Below are 20,808 nucleotides of genomic sequence, written 5' to 3'. Positions count from 1 at the left end.
CTGCGTTTAAACTCTGGCTGCCGGTGTAAGACCGGCGCCGTTGAAAGGAATTCAGCGCCTGCTCGCAAATGCTCAGGCCAGTGGCCCGTTGAGCAACGGCACGAAACGCACAGCGCCCAGAACGTGTCGGGAAAAACCATGTTCTTCGCGCACGATCAGCATCAGTTGTTGCACTTCACCGGAGCCGACCGGTATTACCATGCGCCCACCGGGGGCCAGTTGATCGAGCAAAGCTTGCGGTACATCGGTGGCAACGGCGGTGACGATGATGCCGTTGTATGGGGCCAGCGCCGGCCAGCCCTCCCAACCATCGCCCCAGCGAAACACCACGTTGCGCAGGTTCAACTCGACCAGACGCTCCTTGGCGCGGTCCTGCAGCACCTTGATGCGTTCGACCGAAAACACCCGTTCGACCAGCTGCGACAACACCGCCGTCTGGTAGCCGGAACCGGTGCCGATCTCCAACACCTTATCCAGCGGGCCGGCCTCCAGCAGCAGCTCGCTCATGCGCGCCACCATATAAGGCTGGGAAATGGTCTGGTTGTTGCCGATCGGCAGCGCGGTGTCTTCATAAGCGCGATGTGCCAGCGCCTCGTCGACAAACAGATGACGCGGCGTGCGGCGGATCACTTCCAGCACCTTGGCGTTCGACACGCCTTCTTCATATAGACGCTGGATCAGGCGCTCGCGCGTACGCTGTGAAGTCATGCCTATGCCGCTGCGCAGGCGGTCGTCGTGTTCGCGCATCAGCTCAGCCCTCCCAGCCAGCCATCCAGACTTCTGAAGGCATCATTGAAGGTGCGATCGAGCTGCAACGGTGTGATGGACACATAACCCTGCATCACGGCATGAAAATCGGTGCCCGGGCCGCCGTCTTCAGCGTCGCCGGCAGCGGCAATCCAGTAACCGGCCTTGCCGCGCGGATCGACCACTTTCATCGGCGCCGCCGCGCGGGCGCGATGACCGAGGCGGGTCAACTGAATGCCACGGATGTGATCGATGGGCAGATTGGGAATGTTCACGTTGAGCACCGTGCGCGGTGGCAGATCCAGCCCGGCGTGGGCCTCGACCAGTTTGCGCGCAAAGTAGGCCGCAGTCGGCAGATTGTCCACCTGACGCGAGACCAGGGAGAAGGCAAACGATGGGCGCTCGAGAAATCGTCCTTCCAGCGCTGCCGCCACGGTTCCGGAATACAGCACGTCGTCACCAAGATTGGCGCCCAGATTAATGCCGGATACCACCATGTCCGCTTCGCGCTCAAGCAAGCCGTTAAGGCCCAGGTGAATGCAATCGGTCGGTGTGCCGTTGAGGCTGATAAAGCCGTTGGCCAGGTATTGCGGGTGCAGCGGACGGTCGAGCGTCAGCGAACTGCTGGCGCCGCTTTTGTCCTGCTCCGGGGCGATAACCACGCATTCGGTGTAATCCGCCAGCGCAGCATAAAGCGCGGCGAGACCGGGCGCGGTTACCCCATCGTCGTTAGAAATCAGAATACGCATGGGCTGTCCGTCTGCCCCACCGGCACCAGATCAACGAGCTCGCGCACCAATACGGTGGCAAAGCATCCGGCCGGGAGGACGAATTCCAGTTGCAGAATGTCAGGTTGGGGATAATGCCACGTCAACCCGCCAATGGGCAGCCGCAGGATGCGACGTTCATGGCTCATGCCGGCGTGGATCAACCAGTCACGCAGATTCGCTTCGCGGGCGGCGATCGCCTGCTCCAGTTCATGGACTGCGCCAGCGGTGGGCGAGTCACCTTCGCCCCACTGCGGACCGGTCGGGTGCAGGTCGAGAATCGCCAGACGCGGGTCGCTGCATTCGGCTTCACCGGCCGGGAAAAAACTGCGGCTGTCGGTGAAGGCCAGCAGATCGCCAACCAGCGCGGTGTTCCAGGTGCCATCGGCGACGCGCGCCGCGAGCACCTGGTTGAACAGAAAGCTACGCGCCGTCGACAGCAACCGCGAACGCACATTGCGCTGTTCCGGCAAAGCCTTGCGCGCCGCCCACGCCCGGGCATCGACAACGTTGCCGCCGTCATGGCCGAAGCGCTGGGCGCCGAAATAATTGGGGATGCCTTGTTTGGCGATCAGTTGCAGCCGCTGTTCAATCGCATCTTTGTCGCCATTGAATTGCGTCAGGCGCAGGGTGAAGCCATTGGCCGAATGCGCACCGCGTTGCAGCTTGCGCTTGTGGCGCGTGGTCTTGAGGATCTTCAGCGTGTCGTTTTCCGCCGCCGACAAATCCGGATCAGCCTTGCCCGGCAACTGCACGCTGAACCACTGTCGGGTCAGGGCCTGACGGTCCTTCAGCCCGGCATAGCTGACGGTACGCAACGGCACGCCGGCTGCCTTGGCGATACGCCGCGCCGCTTCTTCGGTATTGAGGCCGCGCTTTTCCACCCAGATCCACAGGTGTTCGCCGTCACCGCTGAACGGAATATCCAGCACTTCATCGACCTGGAAATCTTCGGCGATGGCTTTCAGTACCGCTGTGCCGAGGGGTTCGCCATAGGCCCGTGGGCCGAGTAATTGCAGTTCATTCATGCGCGCAGCAACAAGGCAACGGAGTGCACGGCGATGCCTTCTTCGCGACCGACAAAGCCAAGCTTTTCGGTGGTGGTAGCTTTGACGTTCACTTGATCCAACTCAACTTGAAGATCCGCCGCGATCAGCGCGCGCATCGATTCGATATGCGGCGCCATTTTTGGCGCCTGGGCAACGATGGTGTTGTCGACGTTGCCGACTTTCCAGCCCTTGGCGTGAATCAGACTGACCACATGACGCAACAGCACACGGCTGTCGGCGCCCTTGAATTGCGGATCGGTGTCCGGGAAGTGTTTGCCGATATCACCCAGCGCCGCCGCGCCGAGCAAGGCATCGCTCAAGGCGTGCAGCAGGACGTCACCGTCGGAATGAGCGAGCAGCCCGAAGCTGTGTGCAATCTGCACGCCGCCCAGAGTAATGAAATCGCCTTCAGCGAAACGGTGCACATCGTAGCCGTGGCCAATACGCATAAAAAAACGCCCCGATTTTTGTCAGGGCGTGATTCTACCTGCATTAACCGCGCAGAGCGCGTGCGTGATGCTGCAAGTGGTCGTCAATGAAGCTTGAGATGAAGAAATAGCTGTGGTCGTAGCCCGGTTGCAGGCGCAGCTCCAGCGGATGCCCCGCTTGTTTTGCGGCGTGTTGCAGGGCCTCGGGTTTCAATTGCGTGGCGAGGAAATCGTCACGATCACCTTGATCGACCAGCAACGGCAACTTCTCCGTCGCCTCTGCGATCAGCACACAGGCGTCCCACTCCTTCCACTTCGAACGGTCTTCGCCCAAATAGTTGGAAAAGGCCTTCTGACCCCACGGGCAATCGATTGGATGGGTAATCGGCGAGAACGCCGACACTGACTGATAACGCCCGGGATTGCGCAGCGCGCAGACCAATGCGCCGTGGCCGCCCATGGAGTGACCGCTGATACTGCGTTTGTCGGAAGCGGGGAAATGCGCTTCGACCAGAGCAGGCAGTTCCTGCACGACATAGTCATGCATCTGATAGTGCCGCGCCCACGGTTCCTGCGTGGCGTTCAGATAAAACCCGGCGCCGAGACCGAAATCCCAAGCTTTGTCGGCATCATCCGGGACATCCGCGCCACGCGGACTGGTATCCGGGGCGACGATGATCAACCCGAGCTCGGCAGCCATGCGCATCGCACCGGCCTTCTGCATGAAGTTCTCATCGGTGCAGGTCAGGCCTGACAACCAGTACAACACCGGCAGCTTGCCGCCCTGCTCCGCTTGTGGCGGCAGGTACACGGCAAAGACCATGTCGCAATCAAGCACTTCGGAGCGATGGCGATAACGCTTGTGCCAGCCACCAAAACTCTTCTGACAGGAAATGTTTTCCAGATTCATAGCACTTCAGCCGCAAGATGCGAGCTTCAAGCTGCAAGAGGGAATTGCGCCTGCTTGCAGCTTGTGGCTTGTAGCTTGCCGCTGCTCCTTAGAAATGAATGACTGTGCGGATGCTCTTGCCTTCGTGCATCAGGTCGAACGCCTTGTTGATATCTTCCAGGCCCATGGTGTGGGTGATGAAGGTATCCAGCGGGATTTCGCCGCTCTGGGCCATGTCGACGTAGCTCGGCAATTCAGTACGGCCACGCACGCCGCCGAACGCCGAACCGCGCCAGACGCGACCGGTGACCAACTGGAACGGACGGGTAGCGATTTCCTGGCCGGCACCGGCGACACCGATGATGACCGACTCGCCCCAGCCTTTGTGGCAGCACTCAAGCGCGGCGCGCATCAGTTGCACATTGCCGATGCACTCGAAGGAGAAGTCGACGCCGCCATCGGTCATGTCGACGATTACTTCCTGGATCGGACGATCAAAGTCTTTCGGATTCACGCAATCGGTGGCACCGAGTTGTTTGGCGATTTCGAACTTGGCTGGATTGATGTCGATGGCGATGATCCGCGCAGCCTTGGCTTTCACCGCGCCGATCACGGCCGACAAGCCGATACCGCCGAGACCGAAGATGGCCACGGTGTCACCCGGCTTGACCTTGGCGGTGTTGAGCACGGCGCCGATACCGGTGGTGACGCCGCAACCGAGCAGGCAGACCTTTTCCAGCGGCGCGTCTTTGGAGATCTTCGCTACGGAAATTTCCGGCAGTACGGTGTACTCCGAAAACGTCGAAGTGCCCATGTAGTGGAAAATCGTTTCGCCCTTGTAGGAAAAGCGCGAAGTGCCATCCGGCATCAGGCCCTTGCCTTGGGTGGCGCGAATCGCCTGGCAGAGGTTGGTCTTGCCCGACTTGCAGAATTTGCACTGGCCGCATTCCGGGGTGTACAGCGGAATGACGTGATCGCCGACGGCGACCGAAGTCACGCCTTCGCCAATCGCTTCAACGATGGCGCCACCTTCGTGGCCAAGGATCGACGGGAAGATGCCTTCCGGGTCAGCACCGGACAACGTGTAGGCATCGGTGTGGCACACCCCGGAAGCGACGACGCGCAGCAATACTTCACCGGCTTTGGGCATGGCGACATCGACTTCTACGATTTCCAGCGGCTTCTTGGCCTCGAAGGCAACGGCGGCGCGCGACTTGATCATGCTGACTCTCCAATGAATCCAATAAATAAAAAAGCAGACAGACAGTGTAGTTCAGCGCTTCCTGAGGAATAATCCGGACCAAAGCAAAACATTATTGCCATACAGGGATAATCCAAGTGTCGGAAAACCGCTGGGAAGGCATCGATGAGTTCGTTGCCGTCGCCGAATGCAATCAATTCACCGCCGCTGCCGAGCGTCTTGGGGTTTCTTCCTCACACATCAGTCGACAAATCGTACGGCTCGAAGAGCGTTTGCAGACGCGGCTGCTCTACCGCAGCACCCGGCGGGTGACGCTGACAGAGGCCGGGCAGACTTTCCTGCAACATTGCCAGCGCCTGCAGGACGGCCGCGAAGAAGCGTTGCGCGCGGTGGGCGATCTGACCAGTGAACCGAAAGGCATGCTGCGCATGACCTGCGCGGTGGCCTATGGCGAACGCTTTATCGTGCCGCTGGTGACTCGTTTCATGGGGCTTTACCCGCAGCTGCGTATCGATATCGAGCTGAGCAATCGCCAACTGGATCTGGTGCATGAAGGGCTGGACCTGGCGATCCGTCTGGGTCGGTTACAGGATTCGCGCTTGGTCGCCACACGTCTGGCACCACGGAGAATGTACCTGTGCGGATCGCCGTCCTACCTGGAACGGTACGGGCGCCCACACAGCTTGTCGGAATTGAGTCGGCACAATTGCCTGATTGGCAGTTCGGATATCTGGCAACTGGAACAGAACGGGCGGGAATTTTCCCAACGGGTGCAGGGCAACTGGCGTTGCAACAGTGGGCAGGCGGTGCTGGACGCGGCGCTTCAGGGTGTCGGGTTGTGTCAGTTGCCGGACTATTACGTGCTCGAGCATCTGCACAGCGGCGCGCTGATTTCCTTGCTGGAGGCGCATCAGCCGCCGAATACGGCGGTGTGGGCGCTGTATCCGCAGCAGCGGCATCTGTCGCCGAAGGTGCGCAAGTTGGTGGATTATTTGAAGGTGGGACTGGCTGAAAGGCCGGAGTACAAACTTTGAGTTATTGGTCGCCTGTGCGACCGCTTTCGCGAGCAGGCTCGCTCCCACAATTGACCGAGCTCGACAGCTGAATGCATTCCCTCTGCGGGAGCGAGCCTGCTCGCGAAGGCAATGCCACAGCGACCCCAAATCTCAGCGGCGATTCGCCCAACGCTGGCGCAACCACTCCAGATCTTCCGGCCGGGTCACCTTGAGGTTATCCGCCCGCCCTTCGATCAGACGCGGTGCCAGACCGGCCCATTCCATCGCAGAAGCTTCATCGGTAATCACGGCATCCGCAACCAGGCTGTCGGCCAACGCCCGATGCAACGCGCCGAGGCGAAACATCTGCGGCGTATACGCCTGCCAGATCACACTGCGGTCCACCGTTTCAACCACACGACCGTTTTTATCAACGCGTTTGAGCGTGTCGCGAGCGGGCACCGCCAACAGACCACCGACCGGGTCATCCGCGAGTTCGGCAAGCAACTTGTCGAGATCATCGCGACTCAGATTCGGCCGGGCCGCATCGTGCACCAGCACCCAATCGTCATCGTCGGCACCTTGCGCATGCAGATGCAGCAAGGCGTTTAGCACCGAAGCAGAACGCTCCGCCCCGCCATCAACCCGCTGAATGCGCGGATCGTTGACGCATGCCAGATTCGGCCAATAGGGATCGTCAACAGCAAGACTGACCACCAGGCCCTTAAGGCTAGGGTGATCGAGGAAACAGCCGAGGCTGTGTTCGAGAATTGTGCGCCCGCCCAGTTGCAGATATTGCTTGGGACGGTCCGCGGCCATTCGGGCACCGACGCCCGCGGCAGGAATCACGGCCCAGAAGGCCGGCAGGGAATCGATCATTGGGCCAACTGGTAAAGGGTTTCGCCGTCCTTGACCATGCCCAGTTCGTGACGAGCCCGCTCTTCAACGGTCTCCATTCCTTTCTTCAGCTCGCTGACTTCAGCGTCCATCACCCGGTTGCGCTCCAGCAGGCCTTCGTTCTCGGCATGTTGCTCGGCGATCTGCTGTTTCAGTTCGGCGACCTGCGCCAGACTGCCATTGCCCACCCACAGGCGGTACTGCAGACCGGCCAGCAGCAAGAGCAAAACAAGAAACAACCAGTAAGGACTGCGCATCGAATATCAGGTATCCAGTGAAAAAAGACAGCCACGCATAATGTTGCAGCATCTGATAGCACGAAGCCTGGAAAGATCCAGGCTTGTGCTTAAGGCATCAGATTAGTGGCAAATCCATCGCTGTCACGACTTTTCCGACACAATCCGGTGTCCTTTGATCAGGTTGCGCTTAACCGCGGAACTCGGCACGGCCGTTGTACTGGGCCTTGCCGTTCAACTGCTCTTCGATACGCAGCAGTTGGTTGTACTTGGAAACGCGGTCGGAGCGGCACAGCGAACCGGTCTTGATCTGGCCAGCCGAGGTGCCCACAGCCAGGTCGGCAATGGTCGAATCTTCGGTTTCGCCGGAGCGGTGCGAGATCACTGCGGTGTAGCCGGCAGCCTTGGCCATCTGGATGGCTTCCAGGGTTTCGGTCAGGGTGCCGATCTGGTTGAACTTGATCAGGATCGAGTTGGCGATCTTTTTATCGATGCCTTCTTTGAGGATCTTGGTATTGGTCACGAACAGGTCGTCGCCTACCAGTTGGGTCTTCTCGCCGATCTTGTCGGTGAGGATTTTCCAGCCGGCCCAGTCGGACTCGTCCAGACCGTCTTCGATGGAGATGATCGGGTAACGCTCGGTCAGACCTTTGAGGTAGTCGGCGAAACCTTCAGCAGTGAACACCTGGCCTTCGCCGGACAGGTTGTACTTGCCGTCTTCGTAGAACTCGCTCGCGGCGCAGTCCAGCGCCAGGGTCACGTCGGTGCCCAGCTTGTAACCGGCGTTGGCCACGGCTTCGGAGATTACTTTCAGCGCGTCTTCGTTGGACGCCAGATTCGGCGCGAAACCGCCTTCGTCACCAACGGCGGTGCTCAGGCCACGGGCCTTCAGCACGGCTTTCAAGTGATGGAAAATCTCGGTGCCCATGCGCAGACCTTCCGAGAACGACTTGGCGCCGACCGGCTGCACCATGAATTCCTGGATGTCGACGTTGTTATCGGCGTGCTCGCCACCGTTGATGATGTTCATCATCGGCACCGGCATCGAGTACACACCCGGGGTGCCGTTGAGGTTGGCGATGTGTGCGTACAGCGGCAGATCCTGATCCTGCGCAGCCGCCTTGGCCGCAGCCAGGGACACGGCGAGGATGGCGTTGGCGCCCAGGGTCGCCTTGTTTTCGGTACCGTCGAGCTTGATCATCGCTTGGTCGAGGGCTTTCTGGTCGCTCGGGTCGGTGCCCAGCAGCAGATCGCGGATCGGACCGTTGATGTTGGCTACCGCCTTGAGCACGCCCTTGCCCAGGTAACGGCTCTTGTCGCCATCACGCAGCTCGAGCGCTTCACGCGAGCCAGTGGATGCACCGGACGGCGCGCAAGCGCTGCCGATGATGCCGTTGTCGAGAAGCACGTCCGCTTCCACGGTGGGATTGCCACGGGAGTCGAGAACTTCACGACCTTTGATGTCGACGATTTTTGCCATTGTTGTAAACACTCCAAAGTTGACGAAAACGACGCAGCTAGAGGAAATCTTTATCGTCGGCAAGCGAAGTACAGCGGGCAGACTTGCAGACGACAACGCTCACGCCCGAGGGCATGAGCGACAAATCGTGCGGTACTTTACCGGAGAATCGAGCGTTACGCGGTTTCTACCGTCGGAAAACTCTTCACCAGTTCGTCCAGAGCTTTGAGCTGGGCCAGGAATGGCTCCAGTTTGTCCAGACGCAAGGCGCAAGGGCCGTCGCATTTGGCGTTGTCCGGATCCGGATGCGCTTCGAGGAACAGACCCGCCAGCGACTGGCTCATGCCGGCCTTGGCCAGATCGGTGACCTGCGCGCGGCGACCGCCGGCGGAGTCGGAACGACCGCCAGGCATTTGCAACGAGTGGGTCACGTCGAAGAACACCGGGTATTCGAACTGCTTCATGATGCCGAAGCCGAGCATGTCGACCACGAGGTTGTTGTAGCCGAAGCTCGAACCACGCTCGCAGAGGATCAACTGATCGTTACCGGCTTCCACGCACTTGTTCAGGATGTGTTTCATTTCCTGAGGCGCGAGGAACTGGGCTTTCTTGATGTTGATCACGGCATTGGTCTTGGCCATCGCGACAACCAGATCGGTCTGGCGCGACAGGAAGGCCGGCAGCTGAATGATGTCGCAGACTTCAGCGACGACCGCAGCCTGATCCGGCTCGTGGACATCGGTGATGATCGGCACGCCGAACGCTTGCTTGATGTCCTGGAAGATGCGCATGCCCTCTTCCAGGCCAGGACCGCGATACGAGGTCACAGAAGAACGGTTGGCCTTGTCGAAGCTGGCCTTGAACACGTAAGGGATACCGAGTTTTTCGGTGACCTTCACGTACTCTTCGCAAACCTGCATGGCCATGTCACGGCTTTCCAGCACGTTCATGCCGCCGAACAGCACCATGGGTTTGTCGTTGGCAATCTCGATGTCGCCGACGCGGATGATCTTCTGTGCCATCGGGTTACGCCTTCTTCTGGTGTTGAGCCAACGCGGCTTTGACGAAACCGCTGAACAGCGGATGGCCGTCGCGTGGGGTCGAGGTGAACTCAGGGTGGAACTGGCAGGCGACGAACCATGGATGATCCGGCGCTTCAACCACTTCGACCAGCGCAGCATCGGCGGAGCGACCGGAAATCTTCAGGCCGGCTTCGATGATCTGCGGCAGCAGGTTGTTGTTCACTTCGTAACGGTGACGATGACGCTCGACAATCACGTCCTTGCCGTAGCAATCATGGACTTTGGAGCCCGGCTCAAGCAGGCAATCCTGTGCGCCGAGACGCATGGTGCCGCCCAGATCGGACGCTTCGGTACGTACTTCGACAGCGCCGGTGGCGTCTTCCCACTCGGTAATCAGACCGACCACCGGATGGCCGCTGGCACGATCGAACTCGGTGGAGTTGGCGTCTTTCCAGCCCAGTACGTTACGGGCGAATTCGATGACCGCCACTTGCATGCCGAGGCAGATGCCGAGGTACGGAACCTTGTTTTCGCGAGCGTACTGAACAGCGGTGATCTTGCCTTCAACGCCACGCAGACCGAAGCCGCCCGGCACCAGAATCGCATCAACACCTTCGAGCAGCGCAGTGCCCTGGTTCTCGATGTCTTCGGAATCGATGTAGCGCAGGTTGACCTTGGTGCGGTTGCTGATGCCAGCATGACTCATCGCTTCGATCAGCGACTTGTACGCGTCGAGCAGCTCCATGTACTTGCCGACCATGGCGATGGTCACTTCGTGTTCCGGGTTCAGCTTGGCATCGACCACTGCGTCCCACTCGGACAGATCGGCGCTGCCGCATTGCAGACCGAAACGCTCGACGACGAAATCGTCCAGGCCCTGCGAGTGCAGGATGCCCGGGATCTTGTAGATGGTATCGGCGTCTTCCAGCGCGATTACCGCACGCTCTTCAACGTTGGTGAATTGCGCGATCTTGCGACGCGAGGACACATCGATCGGGTGATCGGAGCGGCACACCAGCACGTCTGGCTGCAGACCGATCGAGCGCAGTTCCTTGACGGAGTGCTGGGTCGGTTTGGTCTTGGTTTCGCCAGCGGTGGCGATGTACGGCACCAGCGTCAGGTGCATCAGCATCGCGCGCTTGGCGCCGACTTCGAAACGCAACTGGCGGATGGCTTCGAGGAATGGTTGCGACTCGATGTCACCGACGGTGCCACCGATTTCAACCATCGCCACGTCAGCGTCACCGGCACCTTTGATGATGCGACGTTTGATTTCGTCGGTGATGTGCGGGATCACCTGGATGGTTGCACCCAGGTAGTCGCCACGGCGCTCTTTGCGCAGCACGTGCTCGTAGACACGGCCGGTGGTGAAGTTGTTGTTCTGGGTCATGGTCGTGCGGATGAACCGCTCGTAGTGCCCCAGATCCAGATCGGTCTCGGCGCCGTCGTGGGTGACGAACACTTCACCGTGCTGGAACGGACTCATTGTGCCTGGATCGACGTTGATGTACGGATCCAGCTTCAGCATGGTGACCTTAAGCCCCCGCGCCTCCAGGATAGCCGCCAATGAAGCCGAGGCAATGCCTTTCCCCAATGAAGAAACAACACCGCCCGTGACGAATATGTAGCGCGTCATGAAAAACCCTAGAAGTCTGCGTTAAAGCGGAACGAGCCGCCGGGGAAAGCGAAGGAAGGCCGAAGCCCCCGATCACCTGCATTAATCACAGTGCACCTTTCGAAAAAACCGCCGCGTTGTGACAGACCGGTAGATGAAACACCGGTACGTTGCTCGCTACACATTTTTTGGAATCGCCCAGCAAAGACTGCTTGGTAATCGGCAACTCCTGCAATTCAGGCGAATCCACAGAAGTTGTATCAAGAAGGGAGCGTAGTCTACCGGAATGCTCCTTTCAGCTCAAACCTTGATCTTCGTCTGTTGGCTGCCAGTGCAATGTCCAGCCTTCGTCCATCTGACCATCAAGACCCGGCAGGTTCGCCACGGCGAGCAATTCTTCGCCACGAAACAGCAGCGGCAATCTGCCACGCACGAAGGCCGGGACCGCGCGCTCGTTGAGCAGACGCTTGAGATCACGGCTGCCGCGCTCGGCCAGTTGCATGACCTCACCGCCTTGCCGATAGGCAATACGCAAAGGCCCGGATGGAGCTTGCCCGTGGAGCATGACGCGTCCGTTATCCGGCAAGCGTAGCGCTGAAGTCGGGGTCTGCCAGTCGGCGCCGATCACTGGCGTGCGCAACCAACTGTCGCTCAGCCACCAGACGCGACCGCCGCTGCGGTGCAGCTCTCCGTCGGCCAGACGCCAGATCGGTGAAGCGTCGGCGCCGGCATTACACAGCGTTGTCCAACCCGACCAATGGTCAGCATCCGGCAGCCGGGTCAACGGTTCGAGCCAGTGGCTGAGGACATTTCGCTGGCGCGCGTCAGACAACTCCGTCAATGGTGTCAGCTCCAGCGATGGCACACGCAGCCAAGCGAATTCATTGGGCGTTTCGGCTTGTGCGAGATCAATCTGCGCCAGCTCATCGAGCAAGCCCTGCGCCTCACGCAGATGCGCAGCCGTGCGCGCCATGCTGGCCTGCGCTTGCGGCCAGCGTTCGGTGAGGACCGGCATGACTTGATGGCGCAGATAGTTGCGCGAAAACTGCCGGTCCTGGTTCGACGGGTCTTCGATCCAGCGCAACTGATGCGCCTGTGCATAACCTTCCAGCTCAGCACGGCTGACATCCAGCAACGGTCGAACCAGCGTGCCCTGCCCCACTGGACGCTGCTGCGGCATCGCCCCGAGCCCGCGTACACCGGCACCGCGCAACAGCCGAAACAGCAGCGTTTCCGCTTGGTCATCGCGGTGCTGGCCAGTCAGCAACACGTCATTGCTCTGCGTCAGCGAACTGAACGCGGCGTAACGCGCATCCCGCGCCGCCCGCTCCAGGCTCGCCCCGCCCTTTACGGTCACCCGCTTCACTTGCAACGGCACGCCCAGCGCATTGCAAACGGCCTGGCAATGTTGCGGCCATGCATCGGCCGCAGCCTGAAGGCCGTGGTGGATATGAATGGCGCTGAGCGCAGGGAGGGATTCGGTGTTCGCCAGAGTGGCGAGCAGATGCAGGAGGACGGTGGAATCGAGGCCACCGGAGAAGGCGATGCGCCAGTGAGCGGCGTGGCGCCAAGGCTCAAGGTTCAGCAGAAGACGGGATGGCAAATCAATCGGGGACTGGCCCATATCTGCACCTTTGCCTAACCCTCTGTGGGAGCGAGCCTGCTCGCGAAAGCGATTTAACATTCAACAATTTCGTCGACTGTCATACCGGTTTCGCGAGCAGGCTCGCTCCCACAGTGATAGCACGCGTCTGATTAGAGACCGTAGCTCATCAGGCGATCGTAACGGCGCTTGAGCAGCGCTTCGTTATCGAACTGCTTGAGCATCGCCAGTTGCGAGCTCAGTTCGGCGCGGATCGAAGCGGCGGCAGCTGCCGGGTCACGGTGGGCGCCGCCCAGTGGCTCGCTGATCACCTTGTCGACGATACCTAGGCCTTTCAAACGCTCAGCGGTGATGCCCATTGCCTCAGCGGCATCCGGTGCTTTCTCGGCGGTCTTCCACAGGATCGATGCGCAACCTTCCGGCGAGATCACCGCGTAGGTCGAATATTGCAGCATGTTCAATTGATCGCAGACGCCGATGGCAAGTGCGCCGCCGGAACCACCTTCACCAATTACAGTGGCGATGATCGGAGTCTTCAGACGCGCCATCACGCGCAGGTTCCAGGCAATCGCTTCGCTCTGGTTGCGCTCTTCAGCGTCGATGCCAGGATAAGCACCCGGGGTATCGATGAAGGTCAGGATAGGCATCTTGAAGCGCTCGGCCATCTCCATCAGACGGCAGGCCTTGCGGTAGCCTTCCGGACGCGGCATACCGAAGTTGCGGCGAACTTTCTCACGCACTTCACGGCCCTTCTGGTGGCCGATGATCATCACTGGCTGGTCTTCCAGACGGGCGATACCGCCAACGATGGCAGCGTCGTCGGAGAAGTGACGGTCGCCGTGCAGTTCGTCGAACTCGGTGAAGATGTGCTCGATGTAATCGAGGGTGTACGGGCGTTTCGGGTGACGCGCCAGGCGTGCGATCTGCCAGCTGGTCAGCTTGCCGAAGATGTCTTCGGTCAGCGTCTTGCTCTTGTCCTGCAGGCGGGAGATCTCATCGCCGATATTCAGCGAATTGTCATTACCGACCAAGCGCAACTCTTCGATCTTGGCTTGCAGGTCGGCGATCGGCTGTTCGAAATCTAGAAAATTCGGGTTCATAGGCGTCCGTCTTGGGTCGTGTCCCAAGTGAGCTTGGGCCGGCCGGTTGTCTATTCGCGCCCTACCTTAAGGGAGAGGCGCGCTGAGGTCGAGATTAAAAATTCAGGTTGCGGGCAAGCGCCATGATGGCACTTGCCGGTCAACGGTATTGGAGGAAGACGTTGTCTCGCCCGAACTGGTCACGCAGGGCTTGAATCAAGGCATCCGCCGGGTCGATCCGCCAGGTCTCGCCGAACTGCAGCAAGGTCTTCGCATCCGGGCTGGTGTACTCCATGGTCACCGGGCACGCGCCGCGATGACGCTTGAGCAGTTCGCCCAACCAGCGTAGCTGATCGCCTTTCAGATCCTGGGTGTGCAGCTTCAGGCGCAGGCTCTCGGCCAGATTGGTGCGCGCATCTTCCATGCTCATCACGCGCTTGACCCGCAGGCGCAGACCGCCAGAGAAGTCGTCATTGCTGACTTCGCCTTCGACCACCACCATCGCGTCGGTCTGCAGCAGCGACTGCGCCGAATGGAACGCATCGGCAAACAGCGACGCTTCGATCCGTCCGGAGCGGTCGTCAAGGGTGATGAAGCCCATCTTGTCGCCCTTCTTGTTCTTCATCACCCGCAGGGCAATGATCATCCCCGCCACGGTCTGCGTGTCGCGCGCCGGTTTCAGGTCGATGATGCGCTGACGGGCGAAACGGCGGATTTCGCCTTCGTATTCGTCGATCGGGTGACCGGTCAGGTACAGGCCCAGGGTGTCTTTTTCACCCTTGAGGCGTTCCTTGAGGGTCAGTTCCTTGGCTTTGCGATGAGACGCGTAAACGTCAGCGTCTTCTTCGACGAACAAGCCGCCAAACAGGTCGGCGTGGCCACTGTCGTGGGTCCGCGCAGTCTGCTCGGCCGCCTTGATCGCCTCTTCCATCGCCGCCAGCAGTACCGCGCGGTTACGGTCGATGTTGGCTTGATAGGCCTTTTGTTCGTCGTGGAAATACGGGCCGAGGCGATCCAGCGCGCCGCTGCGAATCAAGCCATCAAGAGTTCGTTTGTTGATGCGCTTGAGGTCGACCCGCGCGCAGAAATCGAACAGATCCTTGAACGGACCGGCCTGACGCGCTTCGGTGATCGCTTCCACCGGACCTTCACCGACGCCTTTGATCGCGCCGAGGCCGTAAACGATGCGGCCGTCGTCGTTCACCGTGAACTTGAACTCCGAAGTGTTCACGTCCGGCGCGTCGAGGCGCAGCTTCATCGTCCGCACTTCCTCGATCAAGGTCACGACCTTGTCGGTGTTGTGCATATCCGCCGAAAGTACCGCGGCCATGAACGGCGCCGGGTAGTGAGCTTTCAGCCAAGCGGTCTGGTACGACACCAGGCCGTAAGCGGCGGAGTGGGACTTGTTGAAGCCGTAACCGGCGAATTTCTCCACCAGGTCGAAAATGTTACCCGCCAGATCCGCGTCGATGCCGTTGGTCGCGCAGCCCTCGATGAAGCCGCCGCGCTGCTTGGCCATTTCTTCGGGCTTTTTCTTACCCATCGCCCGACGCAGCATGTCCGCACCGCCGAGGGTGTAACCGGCCATGACCTGGGCAATCTGCATCACCTGTTCCTGATACAGGATGATGCCGTAAGTCGGCGCCAGTACCGGCTTGAGACCGTCGTACTGGTAGTCCGAGTGCGGATAGGCCAGTTCGGCGCGACCGTGCTTACGGTTGATGAAGTCGTCCACCATGCCCGATTGCAGCGGACCGGGACGGAACAGTGCAACGAGTGCGATCAAGTCTTCCAGGCAGTCGGGCTTGAGCTTTTTGATCAGCTCTTTCATGCCCCGGGATTCAAGCTGGAACACCGCCGTTGTTTCGGCTTTTTGCAGCAACTGATAGGTCGGCTTGTCGTCGAGCGGGATAAAGGCGATATCCAGCGGCGGCTCGTTGACCTTGGCGCGGTCGCGGTTGATGGTTTTCAGCGCCCAGTCGATGATCGTCAGGGTACGCAGGCCGAGGAAGTCGAACTTCACCAGACCGGCGGCCTCAACGTCGTCCTTGTCGAACTGGGTCACCAGACCGTCACCGGCCTCGTCGCAATAGATCGGCGAGAAGTCGGTGAGTTTGGTCGGCGCGATCACCACACCACCGGCGTGCTTACCGACGTTACGCACCACGCCCTCAAGCTTGCGCGCCATCTCCCAGATTTCCGCCGCTTCTTCATCGACCTTGATGAAGTCACGCAGGATCTCTTCCTGCTCGTAGGCTTTTTCCAGGGTCATGCCGACTTCGAACGGAATCATCTTCGACAGACGATCCGCCAGGCCATAGGACTTGCCCTGCACCCGCGCCACGTCACGGACCACAGCCTTGGCGGCCATGGAACCGAAGGTGATGATCTGGCTCACCGCGTTGCGGCCGTACTTTTCGGCCACGTAATCGATCACCCGGTCACGACCGTCCATGCAGAAGTCGACGTCGAAGTCGGGCATGGAAACCCGTTCCGGGTTGAGGAAACGTTCGAACAGCAGGTCATATTCCAGCGGGTCGAGGTCAGTGATCTTCTGTACGTAAGCCACCAGCGAACCGGCACCCGACCCACGGCCCGGACCTACCGGCACACCGTTGTTCTTGGCCCACTGGATAAAGTCCATCACGATCAGGAAGTAACCGGGGAAGCCCATCTGGATGATGATATCCAGCTCGAAATTCAAGCGGTCCACATAGACCTGGCGCTTGGCTTCGTAGTCTTCGGTGGTGTCCTTGGGCAGCAGCACCGCCAAGCGTTCTTCGAGCCCTTCGAAGGAGACCTTGCGGAAATATTCGTCGATGGTCATGCCATCGGGGATCGGGAAGTTGGGCAGGAAGTGTGTGCCCAGCTTGACTTCGATGTTGCAGCGCTTGGCGATCTCGACGGTGTTTTCGATGGCGTCGGGAATATCGCTGAACAGCTCGAGCATTTCCTCGGCGCTTTTCAGGTACTGCTGATCGCTGTAATTCTTCGAACGACGCGGGTCATCGAGGGCGCGGCCCTCACCGATGCACACGCGGGTTTCGTGGGCGGCGAAGTCTTCCTGCTTGATGAAGCGCACATCGTTGGTCGCCACCAGCGGCGCACCGAGCTTGTCGGCCAGCGCCACGGCGCCATGCAGCTGTTCTTCATCGTTGGGGCGGTTGGTGCGCTGGATTTCCAGATAGAAACGATCCGGGAACACCGCCATCCACTCGCGCGCCAGCGCTTCGGCTTCCGCCGGGTTGCCACCGATCATGGCCATGCCGATCTCGCCTTCTTTGGCGGCGGACAGCATGATCAAACCTTCGTTGGCCTCGGCCACCCACTCGCGCTCGACGATGACCATGCCGTTGCGCTGGCCTTCGATGAAGCCACGCGAGATCAGTTCGGTGAGATTGCGATAACCCTGAGCGTTCATCACCAGCAGGCTGAGGCGGCTCAGCGGTGCATCCGGGTCCTTGTTCGCCAGCCACAGGTCTGCGCCGCAGATCGGCTTGATGCCGGCGCCCATGGCGTTTTTATAGAACTTGACCAGGGAACACATGTTGTTCTGGTCGGTGACCGCGACCGCCGGCATGTTCATGGCGGTCAGCGCCTTGACCAGCGGCTTGATCCGCACCAGCCCGTCGACCAGGGAGTATTCAGTGTGCAGGCGTAGATGAACGAATGAAGCCGGCATAGTGATCCTGTCCAGTTACATAGAGACAACGAGGCCCGGATTGTACCGGGCCTCGAATAAAACATCAGCCTTGCGCCTAAACCTGCGTCAGGCTTTCCCGCGCCTCGTAAGCCAGGCGTACCGGGGCGAACGAGCGGCGGTGAATCGGCGTCGGGCCGAGCCGCGCCAGCGCTTCCAGATGAACGGGCGTCGGATAGCCTTTATGGCCACCGATGCCGTAGCCCGGGTAGATCAATTCGAATGCCGCCATTTCGCGGTCACGGCTGACCTTGGCCAGAATCGACGCCGCCGCGATGGCCGGTACCTTGCCGTCGCCCTGGATCACAGCCTCGGCACGCATCGGCAAATGCGGGCAGCGGTTGCCATCGATCATCGCCAGCTTCGGCTGAATATGCAGACCGGCGACCGCGCGCTGCATGGCCAGCATGGTTGCGTGGAGGATATTCAGATCGTCGATTTCTTCGACTTCGGCGCGGGCGATGCACCAGCTCAGGGCCTTTTCGCAGATCTCGTCGTAGAGCTTTTCGCGCTTGGCTTCGGTGAGTTTTTTCGAATCGTCGAGGCCGAGGATCGGCCGGTTCGGATCGAGAATCACTGCCGCCGTCACCACCGCACCGCACAACGGACCACGACCGACTTCATCAACACCGGCGACCAGTTCTTCGACTTCGGCGACCAAGGTGAAATCCAGGCCCATTTGCATGCTTGTCTTGCTCATTGTGGTTTGCCGATCAGGTCAAGGACGGCTTGCGCCGCCTGATTGGAAGCATCGCGCCGCAGCGTGCGGTGGATCTCGTCGAAACCGCGGGTCTGTTCATCACCGCCATCGATCAAGGGCGACAGCGTCTGCGCCAACGCCTCGACAGTCGCATCATCCTGCAACAACTCCGGCACCAGCAAGCGCTGGGCGAGCAAGTTGGGCAGCGACACGTACGGGCTCTTGACCATGCGTTTGAGAATCCAGAACGTCAGCGGCGCCAACCGATATGCCACCACCATCGGTCGCTTGTACAGCAGCGCTTCAAGGGTAGCAGTGCCGGAGGCGATCAACACGGCGTTGCACGCGGCGAGGGCCAGATGGGATTTACCGTCGAGCAATGTCACCGGCAAATCCCGGCCAGCAAGCAAGGCCTCAAGTTGCACCCGGCGTTCCGGGTTTGCACAAGGCATGACAAAGCACACGCCCGGACGCATGGCGCGCAGACGTTCGGCGGTGTCGAGGAACAGCGCACCGAGGCGACTGACTTCCCCGCCACGGCTGCCAGGCATCAGCGCTACCAGCGGACCGTCGGCCAAGCCCAGTTCGGCGCGTGCAGCGGCGCGGTCGGCTTGCAGCGGAATGGTATCGGCCAAGGTGTGACCGACGAAACGCACCGGCACGCCTTTCTCTTCGTAGAATTTCGCCTCGAACGGCAACAGGGTCAGCATCAGATCGCAGCCTTCGCGGATCTTCAGCACCCGCTTCTGCCGCCACGCCCATACCGACGGGCTGACGTAATGCACGGTCTTGATCCCGGCCTGACGCAGCTTGAGTTCGATATTGAGGTTGAAATCCGGCGCATCGATGCCGATGAACACGTCCGGCTTCGCGGCGATCAGTGTGGCAATCAGCTCTTTGCGGCGCTTGAGCAATTCACGCAGCCGACCGAGGACCTCTACCAGCCCCATGACCGACAAGCGCTCCATGGGAAAGTACGAGGTCAGGCCTTCGGCCTGCATCAGCGGACCGCCGACGCCAATGAACTCGACTGCCGGGTGCTGAGCCTTGAGCGCACGCATGAGGCCGGCGCCGAGAATGTCACCGGAAGCCTCACCCGCCACCAGCGCAATACGCAGATTGGCCATGATCAGCGGGTGATGCCGCGAGTCGATGCCTGGATCGAATCGCGGAACACGGCGACTTCAGGGAACTGCGCAGACGACTCGGCCAGTTCGGCCAACGCCTGCTCGACCGTCAGGCCCTGCCGATAGACCGTCTTGTAAGCACGACGCAAGGCGTGGATCGCGTCTTCGCTGAAACCGCGACGGCGCATGCCTTCGAAGTTCATGCTGCGCGCTTCGGCCGGGTTGCCGAATACGGTGACGAACGCCGGAACGTCCTTGCCGATCGCCGTGCCCATGCCGGAAAAGCTGTGGGCGCCGATGTGGCAGTACTGATGCACCAGGGTAAAACCGGAGAGGATCGCCCAGTCGTCAACGTGTACATGCCCGGCCAACGCAGTGTTGTTGACCAGAATGCAGTGATTGCCGATGACGCTGTCATGGCCGATGTGGGCATAGGCCATGATCAGGTTGTGATCACCCAGCGTGGTTTCCGAACGGTCCTGCACGGTGCCACGGTGAATGGTCACGCCTTCACGAATAACGTTGTGGTCGCCGATCACCAGGCGGGTTTCCTCGCCTTTGTACTTCAGATCCGGGGTGTCTTCGCCTACCGAAGAAAACTGGTAGATGCGATTGTGTTTACCAATGCGGGTCGGCCCCTTGAGGATCACATGCGGCCCGATCACGGTACCCTCGCCGATTTCCACACCTGCGCCGATGATCGACCACGGGCCGACCTCGACGCCGTCAGCCAGAACGGCGGACGGATCGATGATTGCGCGAGGGTCAATCAAACTCATACTTTCTGTTCCGCGCAGATGATTTCTGCCGAGCAGACCGGCTTGCCGTCCACCGAAGCCTGGCATTCGAACTTCCAGATCTTGCGCTTGCAGCTGATGAAAGTCGCTTCAAGGATCAACTGATCGCCCGGCTTGACTGGCTGGCGGAAGCGCAGCTTGTCGGAACCGACGAAGTAATACAGGGTGCCGTCGGCCGGTTTGACGTCGAGCATCTTGAAACCGAGGATCCCGGCAGCCTGAGCCATCGCCTCGATGATCAGCACGCCCGGCATGATTGGATGCGCAGGGAAGTGACCATTGAAGAACGGTTCATTGATGCTGACATTCTTGTAGGCGCGAATTCGCTTGCCTTCAGTGTCCAGTTCCACCACCCGGTCCACCAGCAGGAACGGGTAACGGTGAGGCAGGTATTCGCGAATCTCGTTGATGTCCATCATTTCAGGGGAAAGCCTATGTAAAGATTGGGAGCGCGACTGACGCGCACTCCTCTAGCAAATCAAGGAGGCAGTCCAGAG

At 60.1% G+C, this 20,808-nt stretch carries 19 protein-coding genes; 1 reads left to right on the top strand and 18 read right to left on the bottom strand.

What is annotated here, in order from left to right; translation table 11 throughout:
• Window positions 1-72 precede the first annotated feature (72 nt).
• From CKW30_RS08080 to CKW30_RS08055, 6 genes are all read right to left on the bottom strand, one after another.
• Complete coding sequence (locus tag CKW30_RS08080; protein ID WP_160768345.1) at window positions 73-708, bottom strand: protein-L-isoaspartate(D-aspartate) O-methyltransferase; 636 nt, start codon at window positions 706-708, stop codon at window positions 73-75.
• Between the two features lie 38 nt (window positions 709-746).
• Window positions 747-1,496, bottom strand: coding sequence for a 5'/3'-nucleotidase SurE (gene surE / locus CKW30_RS08075; protein WP_024011837.1), 750 nt, complete (start codon window positions 1,494-1,496; stop codon window positions 747-749).
• Complete coding sequence (gene truD, locus CKW30_RS08070; protein WP_095180493.1) at window positions 1,484-2,542, bottom strand: tRNA pseudouridine(13) synthase TruD; 1,059 nt, start codon at window positions 2,540-2,542, stop codon at window positions 1,484-1,486. Before truD ends, surE begins: the two co-directional genes overlap by 13 nt.
• A complete protein-coding gene (ispF, locus tag CKW30_RS08065; RefSeq protein WP_016771456.1) occupies window positions 2,539-3,012 on the bottom strand; it encodes a 2-C-methyl-D-erythritol 2,4-cyclodiphosphate synthase in 474 nt (157 codons plus the stop codon). The genes truD and ispF overlap by 4 nt, the downstream gene beginning before the upstream one ends.
• A 43-nt stretch (window positions 3,013-3,055) precedes the next feature.
• On the bottom strand, window positions 3,056-3,901 hold the full coding sequence (gene fghA / locus CKW30_RS08060; RefSeq protein ID WP_056783229.1) for an S-formylglutathione hydrolase: 846 nt from the start codon (window positions 3,899-3,901) through the stop codon (window positions 3,056-3,058).
• Window positions 3,902-3,989: 88 nt separating this feature from the next.
• The gene (locus CKW30_RS08055) at window positions 3,990-5,102 is read right to left on the bottom strand and encodes an S-(hydroxymethyl)glutathione dehydrogenase/class III alcohol dehydrogenase (protein WP_007908835.1); all 1,113 of its coding nucleotides are present in this window, start codon (window positions 5,100-5,102) and stop codon (window positions 3,990-3,992) included.
• Window positions 5,103-5,218: 116 nt separating this feature from the next.
• Here CKW30_RS08055 and CKW30_RS08050 point away from each other — a divergent pair, with 116 nt between their 5' ends.
• Window positions 5,219-6,115, top strand: a complete 897-nt coding sequence (locus CKW30_RS08050) for a LysR substrate-binding domain-containing protein (RefSeq protein WP_095180492.1) — start codon at window positions 5,219-5,221, stop codon at window positions 6,113-6,115.
• Between the two features lie 132 nt (window positions 6,116-6,247).
• Here CKW30_RS08050 and ispD read toward each other — a convergent pair whose 3' ends face one another.
• The 12 genes from ispD to fabZ all read right to left on the bottom strand — a co-directional run bounded on the left by ispD (window position 6,248) and on the right by fabZ (window position 20,730).
• A complete protein-coding gene (gene ispD / locus CKW30_RS08045) occupies window positions 6,248-6,955 on the bottom strand; it encodes a 2-C-methyl-D-erythritol 4-phosphate cytidylyltransferase (protein ID WP_041478120.1) in 708 nt (235 codons plus the stop codon).
• Complete coding sequence (ftsB, locus tag CKW30_RS08040; protein WP_016771460.1) at window positions 6,952-7,230, bottom strand: cell division protein FtsB; 279 nt, start codon at window positions 7,228-7,230, stop codon at window positions 6,952-6,954. Before ftsB ends, ispD begins: the two co-directional genes overlap by 4 nt.
• A gap of 169 nt (window positions 7,231-7,399) precedes the next feature.
• The gene (gene eno, locus CKW30_RS08035; protein ID WP_056783223.1) at window positions 7,400-8,689 is read right to left on the bottom strand and encodes a phosphopyruvate hydratase; all 1,290 of its coding nucleotides are present in this window, start codon (window positions 8,687-8,689) and stop codon (window positions 7,400-7,402) included.
• Window positions 8,690-8,844: 155 nt separating this feature from the next.
• On the bottom strand, window positions 8,845-9,690 hold the full coding sequence (gene kdsA, locus CKW30_RS08030) for a 3-deoxy-8-phosphooctulonate synthase (RefSeq protein WP_007954807.1): 846 nt from the start codon (window positions 9,688-9,690) through the stop codon (window positions 8,845-8,847).
• Window positions 9,691-9,694: 4 nt separating this feature from the next.
• A complete protein-coding gene (locus tag CKW30_RS08025) occupies window positions 9,695-11,326 on the bottom strand; it encodes a CTP synthase (RefSeq protein ID WP_016771462.1) in 1,632 nt (543 codons plus the stop codon).
• A 274-nt stretch (window positions 11,327-11,600) separates the two neighbouring features.
• Entirely contained in the window at window positions 11,601-12,929 is a 1,329-nt protein-coding gene (gene tilS, locus CKW30_RS08020; RefSeq protein ID WP_095180491.1) for a tRNA lysidine(34) synthetase TilS, read from the bottom strand.
• A 131-nt stretch (window positions 12,930-13,060) separates the two neighbouring features.
• Window positions 13,061-14,008: an acetyl-CoA carboxylase carboxyltransferase subunit alpha gene (locus tag CKW30_RS08015; protein WP_016771465.1), complete on the bottom strand. Its 948-nt coding sequence runs from the start codon at window positions 14,006-14,008 to the stop codon at window positions 13,061-13,063.
• Window positions 14,009-14,147: 139 nt separating this feature from the next.
• Window positions 14,148-17,669 (bottom strand): DNA polymerase III subunit alpha, encoded by a 3,522-nt coding sequence (gene dnaE / locus CKW30_RS08010; protein WP_056783220.1) that lies wholly within the window; start codon window positions 17,667-17,669, stop codon window positions 14,148-14,150.
• Window positions 17,670-17,745: 76 nt separating this feature from the next.
• Window positions 17,746-18,372, bottom strand: coding sequence for a ribonuclease HII (rnhB, locus tag CKW30_RS08005; RefSeq protein WP_016771466.1), 627 nt, complete (start codon window positions 18,370-18,372; stop codon window positions 17,746-17,748).
• Between the two features lie 11 nt (window positions 18,373-18,383).
• Window positions 18,384-19,514 (bottom strand): lipid-A-disaccharide synthase, encoded by a 1,131-nt coding sequence (lpxB, locus tag CKW30_RS08000; RefSeq protein ID WP_095180490.1) that lies wholly within the window; start codon window positions 19,512-19,514, stop codon window positions 18,384-18,386.
• A 2-nt stretch (window positions 19,515-19,516) separates the two neighbouring features.
• The gene (gene lpxA / locus CKW30_RS07995) at window positions 19,517-20,293 is read right to left on the bottom strand and encodes an acyl-ACP--UDP-N-acetylglucosamine O-acyltransferase (protein ID WP_073476048.1); all 777 of its coding nucleotides are present in this window, start codon (window positions 20,291-20,293) and stop codon (window positions 19,517-19,519) included.
• The gene (fabZ, locus tag CKW30_RS07990) at window positions 20,290-20,730 is read right to left on the bottom strand and encodes a 3-hydroxyacyl-ACP dehydratase FabZ (protein ID WP_016771469.1); all 441 of its coding nucleotides are present in this window, start codon (window positions 20,728-20,730) and stop codon (window positions 20,290-20,292) included. Before fabZ ends, lpxA begins: the two co-directional genes overlap by 4 nt.
• Between the last annotated feature and the right edge of the window lie 78 nt (window positions 20,731-20,808).

Source organism: Pseudomonas sp. Irchel 3F6 (assembly GCF_900187595.1).
Lineage (GTDB): Bacteria > Pseudomonadota > Gammaproteobacteria > Pseudomonadales > Pseudomonadaceae > Aquipseudomonas > Aquipseudomonas siliginis.
This window is presented reverse-complemented; position numbering and strand designations above follow the sequence as displayed.

Bases quoted from the DNA above. Each gene is read 5' to 3' on its own strand.
- CKW30_RS08080 (WP_160768345.1), bottom strand. From the start codon at position 708: ATGACTTCACAGCGTACGCGCGAGCGCCTGATCCAGCGTCTATATGAA.
- surE (WP_024011837.1), bottom strand. From the start codon at position 1,496: ATGCGTATTCTGATTTCTAACGACGATGGGGTAACCGCGCCCGGTCTC.
- truD (WP_095180493.1), bottom strand. From the start codon at position 2,542: ATGAATGAACTGCAATTACTCGGCCCACGGGCCTATGGCGAACCCCTC.
- ispF (WP_016771456.1), bottom strand. From the start codon at position 3,012: ATGCGTATTGGCCACGGCTACGATGTGCACCGTTTCGCTGAAGGCGAT.
- fghA (WP_056783229.1), bottom strand. From the start codon at position 3,901: ATGAATCTGGAAAACATTTCCTGTCAGAAGAGTTTTGGTGGCTGGCAC.
- CKW30_RS08055 (WP_007908835.1), bottom strand. From the start codon at position 5,102: ATGATCAAGTCGCGCGCCGCCGTTGCCTTCGAGGCCAAGAAGCCGCTG.
- ispD (WP_041478120.1), bottom strand. From the start codon at position 6,955: ATGATCGATTCCCTGCCGGCCTTCTGGGCCGTGATTCCTGCCGCGGGC.
- ftsB (WP_016771460.1), bottom strand. From the start codon at position 7,230: ATGCGCAGTCCTTACTGGTTGTTTCTTGTTTTGCTCTTGCTGCTGGCC.
- eno (WP_056783223.1), bottom strand. From the start codon at position 8,689: ATGGCAAAAATCGTCGACATCAAAGGTCGTGAAGTTCTCGACTCCCGT.
- kdsA (WP_007954807.1), bottom strand. From the start codon at position 9,690: ATGGCACAGAAGATCATCCGCGTCGGCGACATCGAGATTGCCAACGAC.
- CKW30_RS08025 (WP_016771462.1), bottom strand. From the start codon at position 11,326: ATGACGCGCTACATATTCGTCACGGGCGGTGTTGTTTCTTCATTGGGG.
- tilS (WP_095180491.1), bottom strand. From the start codon at position 12,929: ATGGGCCAGTCCCCGATTGATTTGCCATCCCGTCTTCTGCTGAACCTT.
- CKW30_RS08015 (WP_016771465.1), bottom strand. From the start codon at position 14,008: ATGAACCCGAATTTTCTAGATTTCGAACAGCCGATCGCCGACCTGCAA.
- dnaE (WP_056783220.1), bottom strand. From the start codon at position 17,669: ATGCCGGCTTCATTCGTTCATCTACGCCTGCACACTGAATACTCCCTG.
- rnhB (WP_016771466.1), bottom strand. From the start codon at position 18,372: ATGCAAATGGGCCTGGATTTCACCTTGGTCGCCGAAGTCGAAGAACTG.
- lpxB (WP_095180490.1), bottom strand. From the start codon at position 19,514: ATGGCCAATCTGCGTATTGCGCTGGTGGCGGGTGAGGCTTCCGGTGAC.
- lpxA (WP_073476048.1), bottom strand. From the start codon at position 20,293: ATGAGTTTGATTGACCCTCGCGCAATCATCGATCCGTCCGCCGTTCTG.
- fabZ (WP_016771469.1), bottom strand. From the start codon at position 20,730: ATGATGGACATCAACGAGATTCGCGAATACCTGCCTCACCGTTACCCG.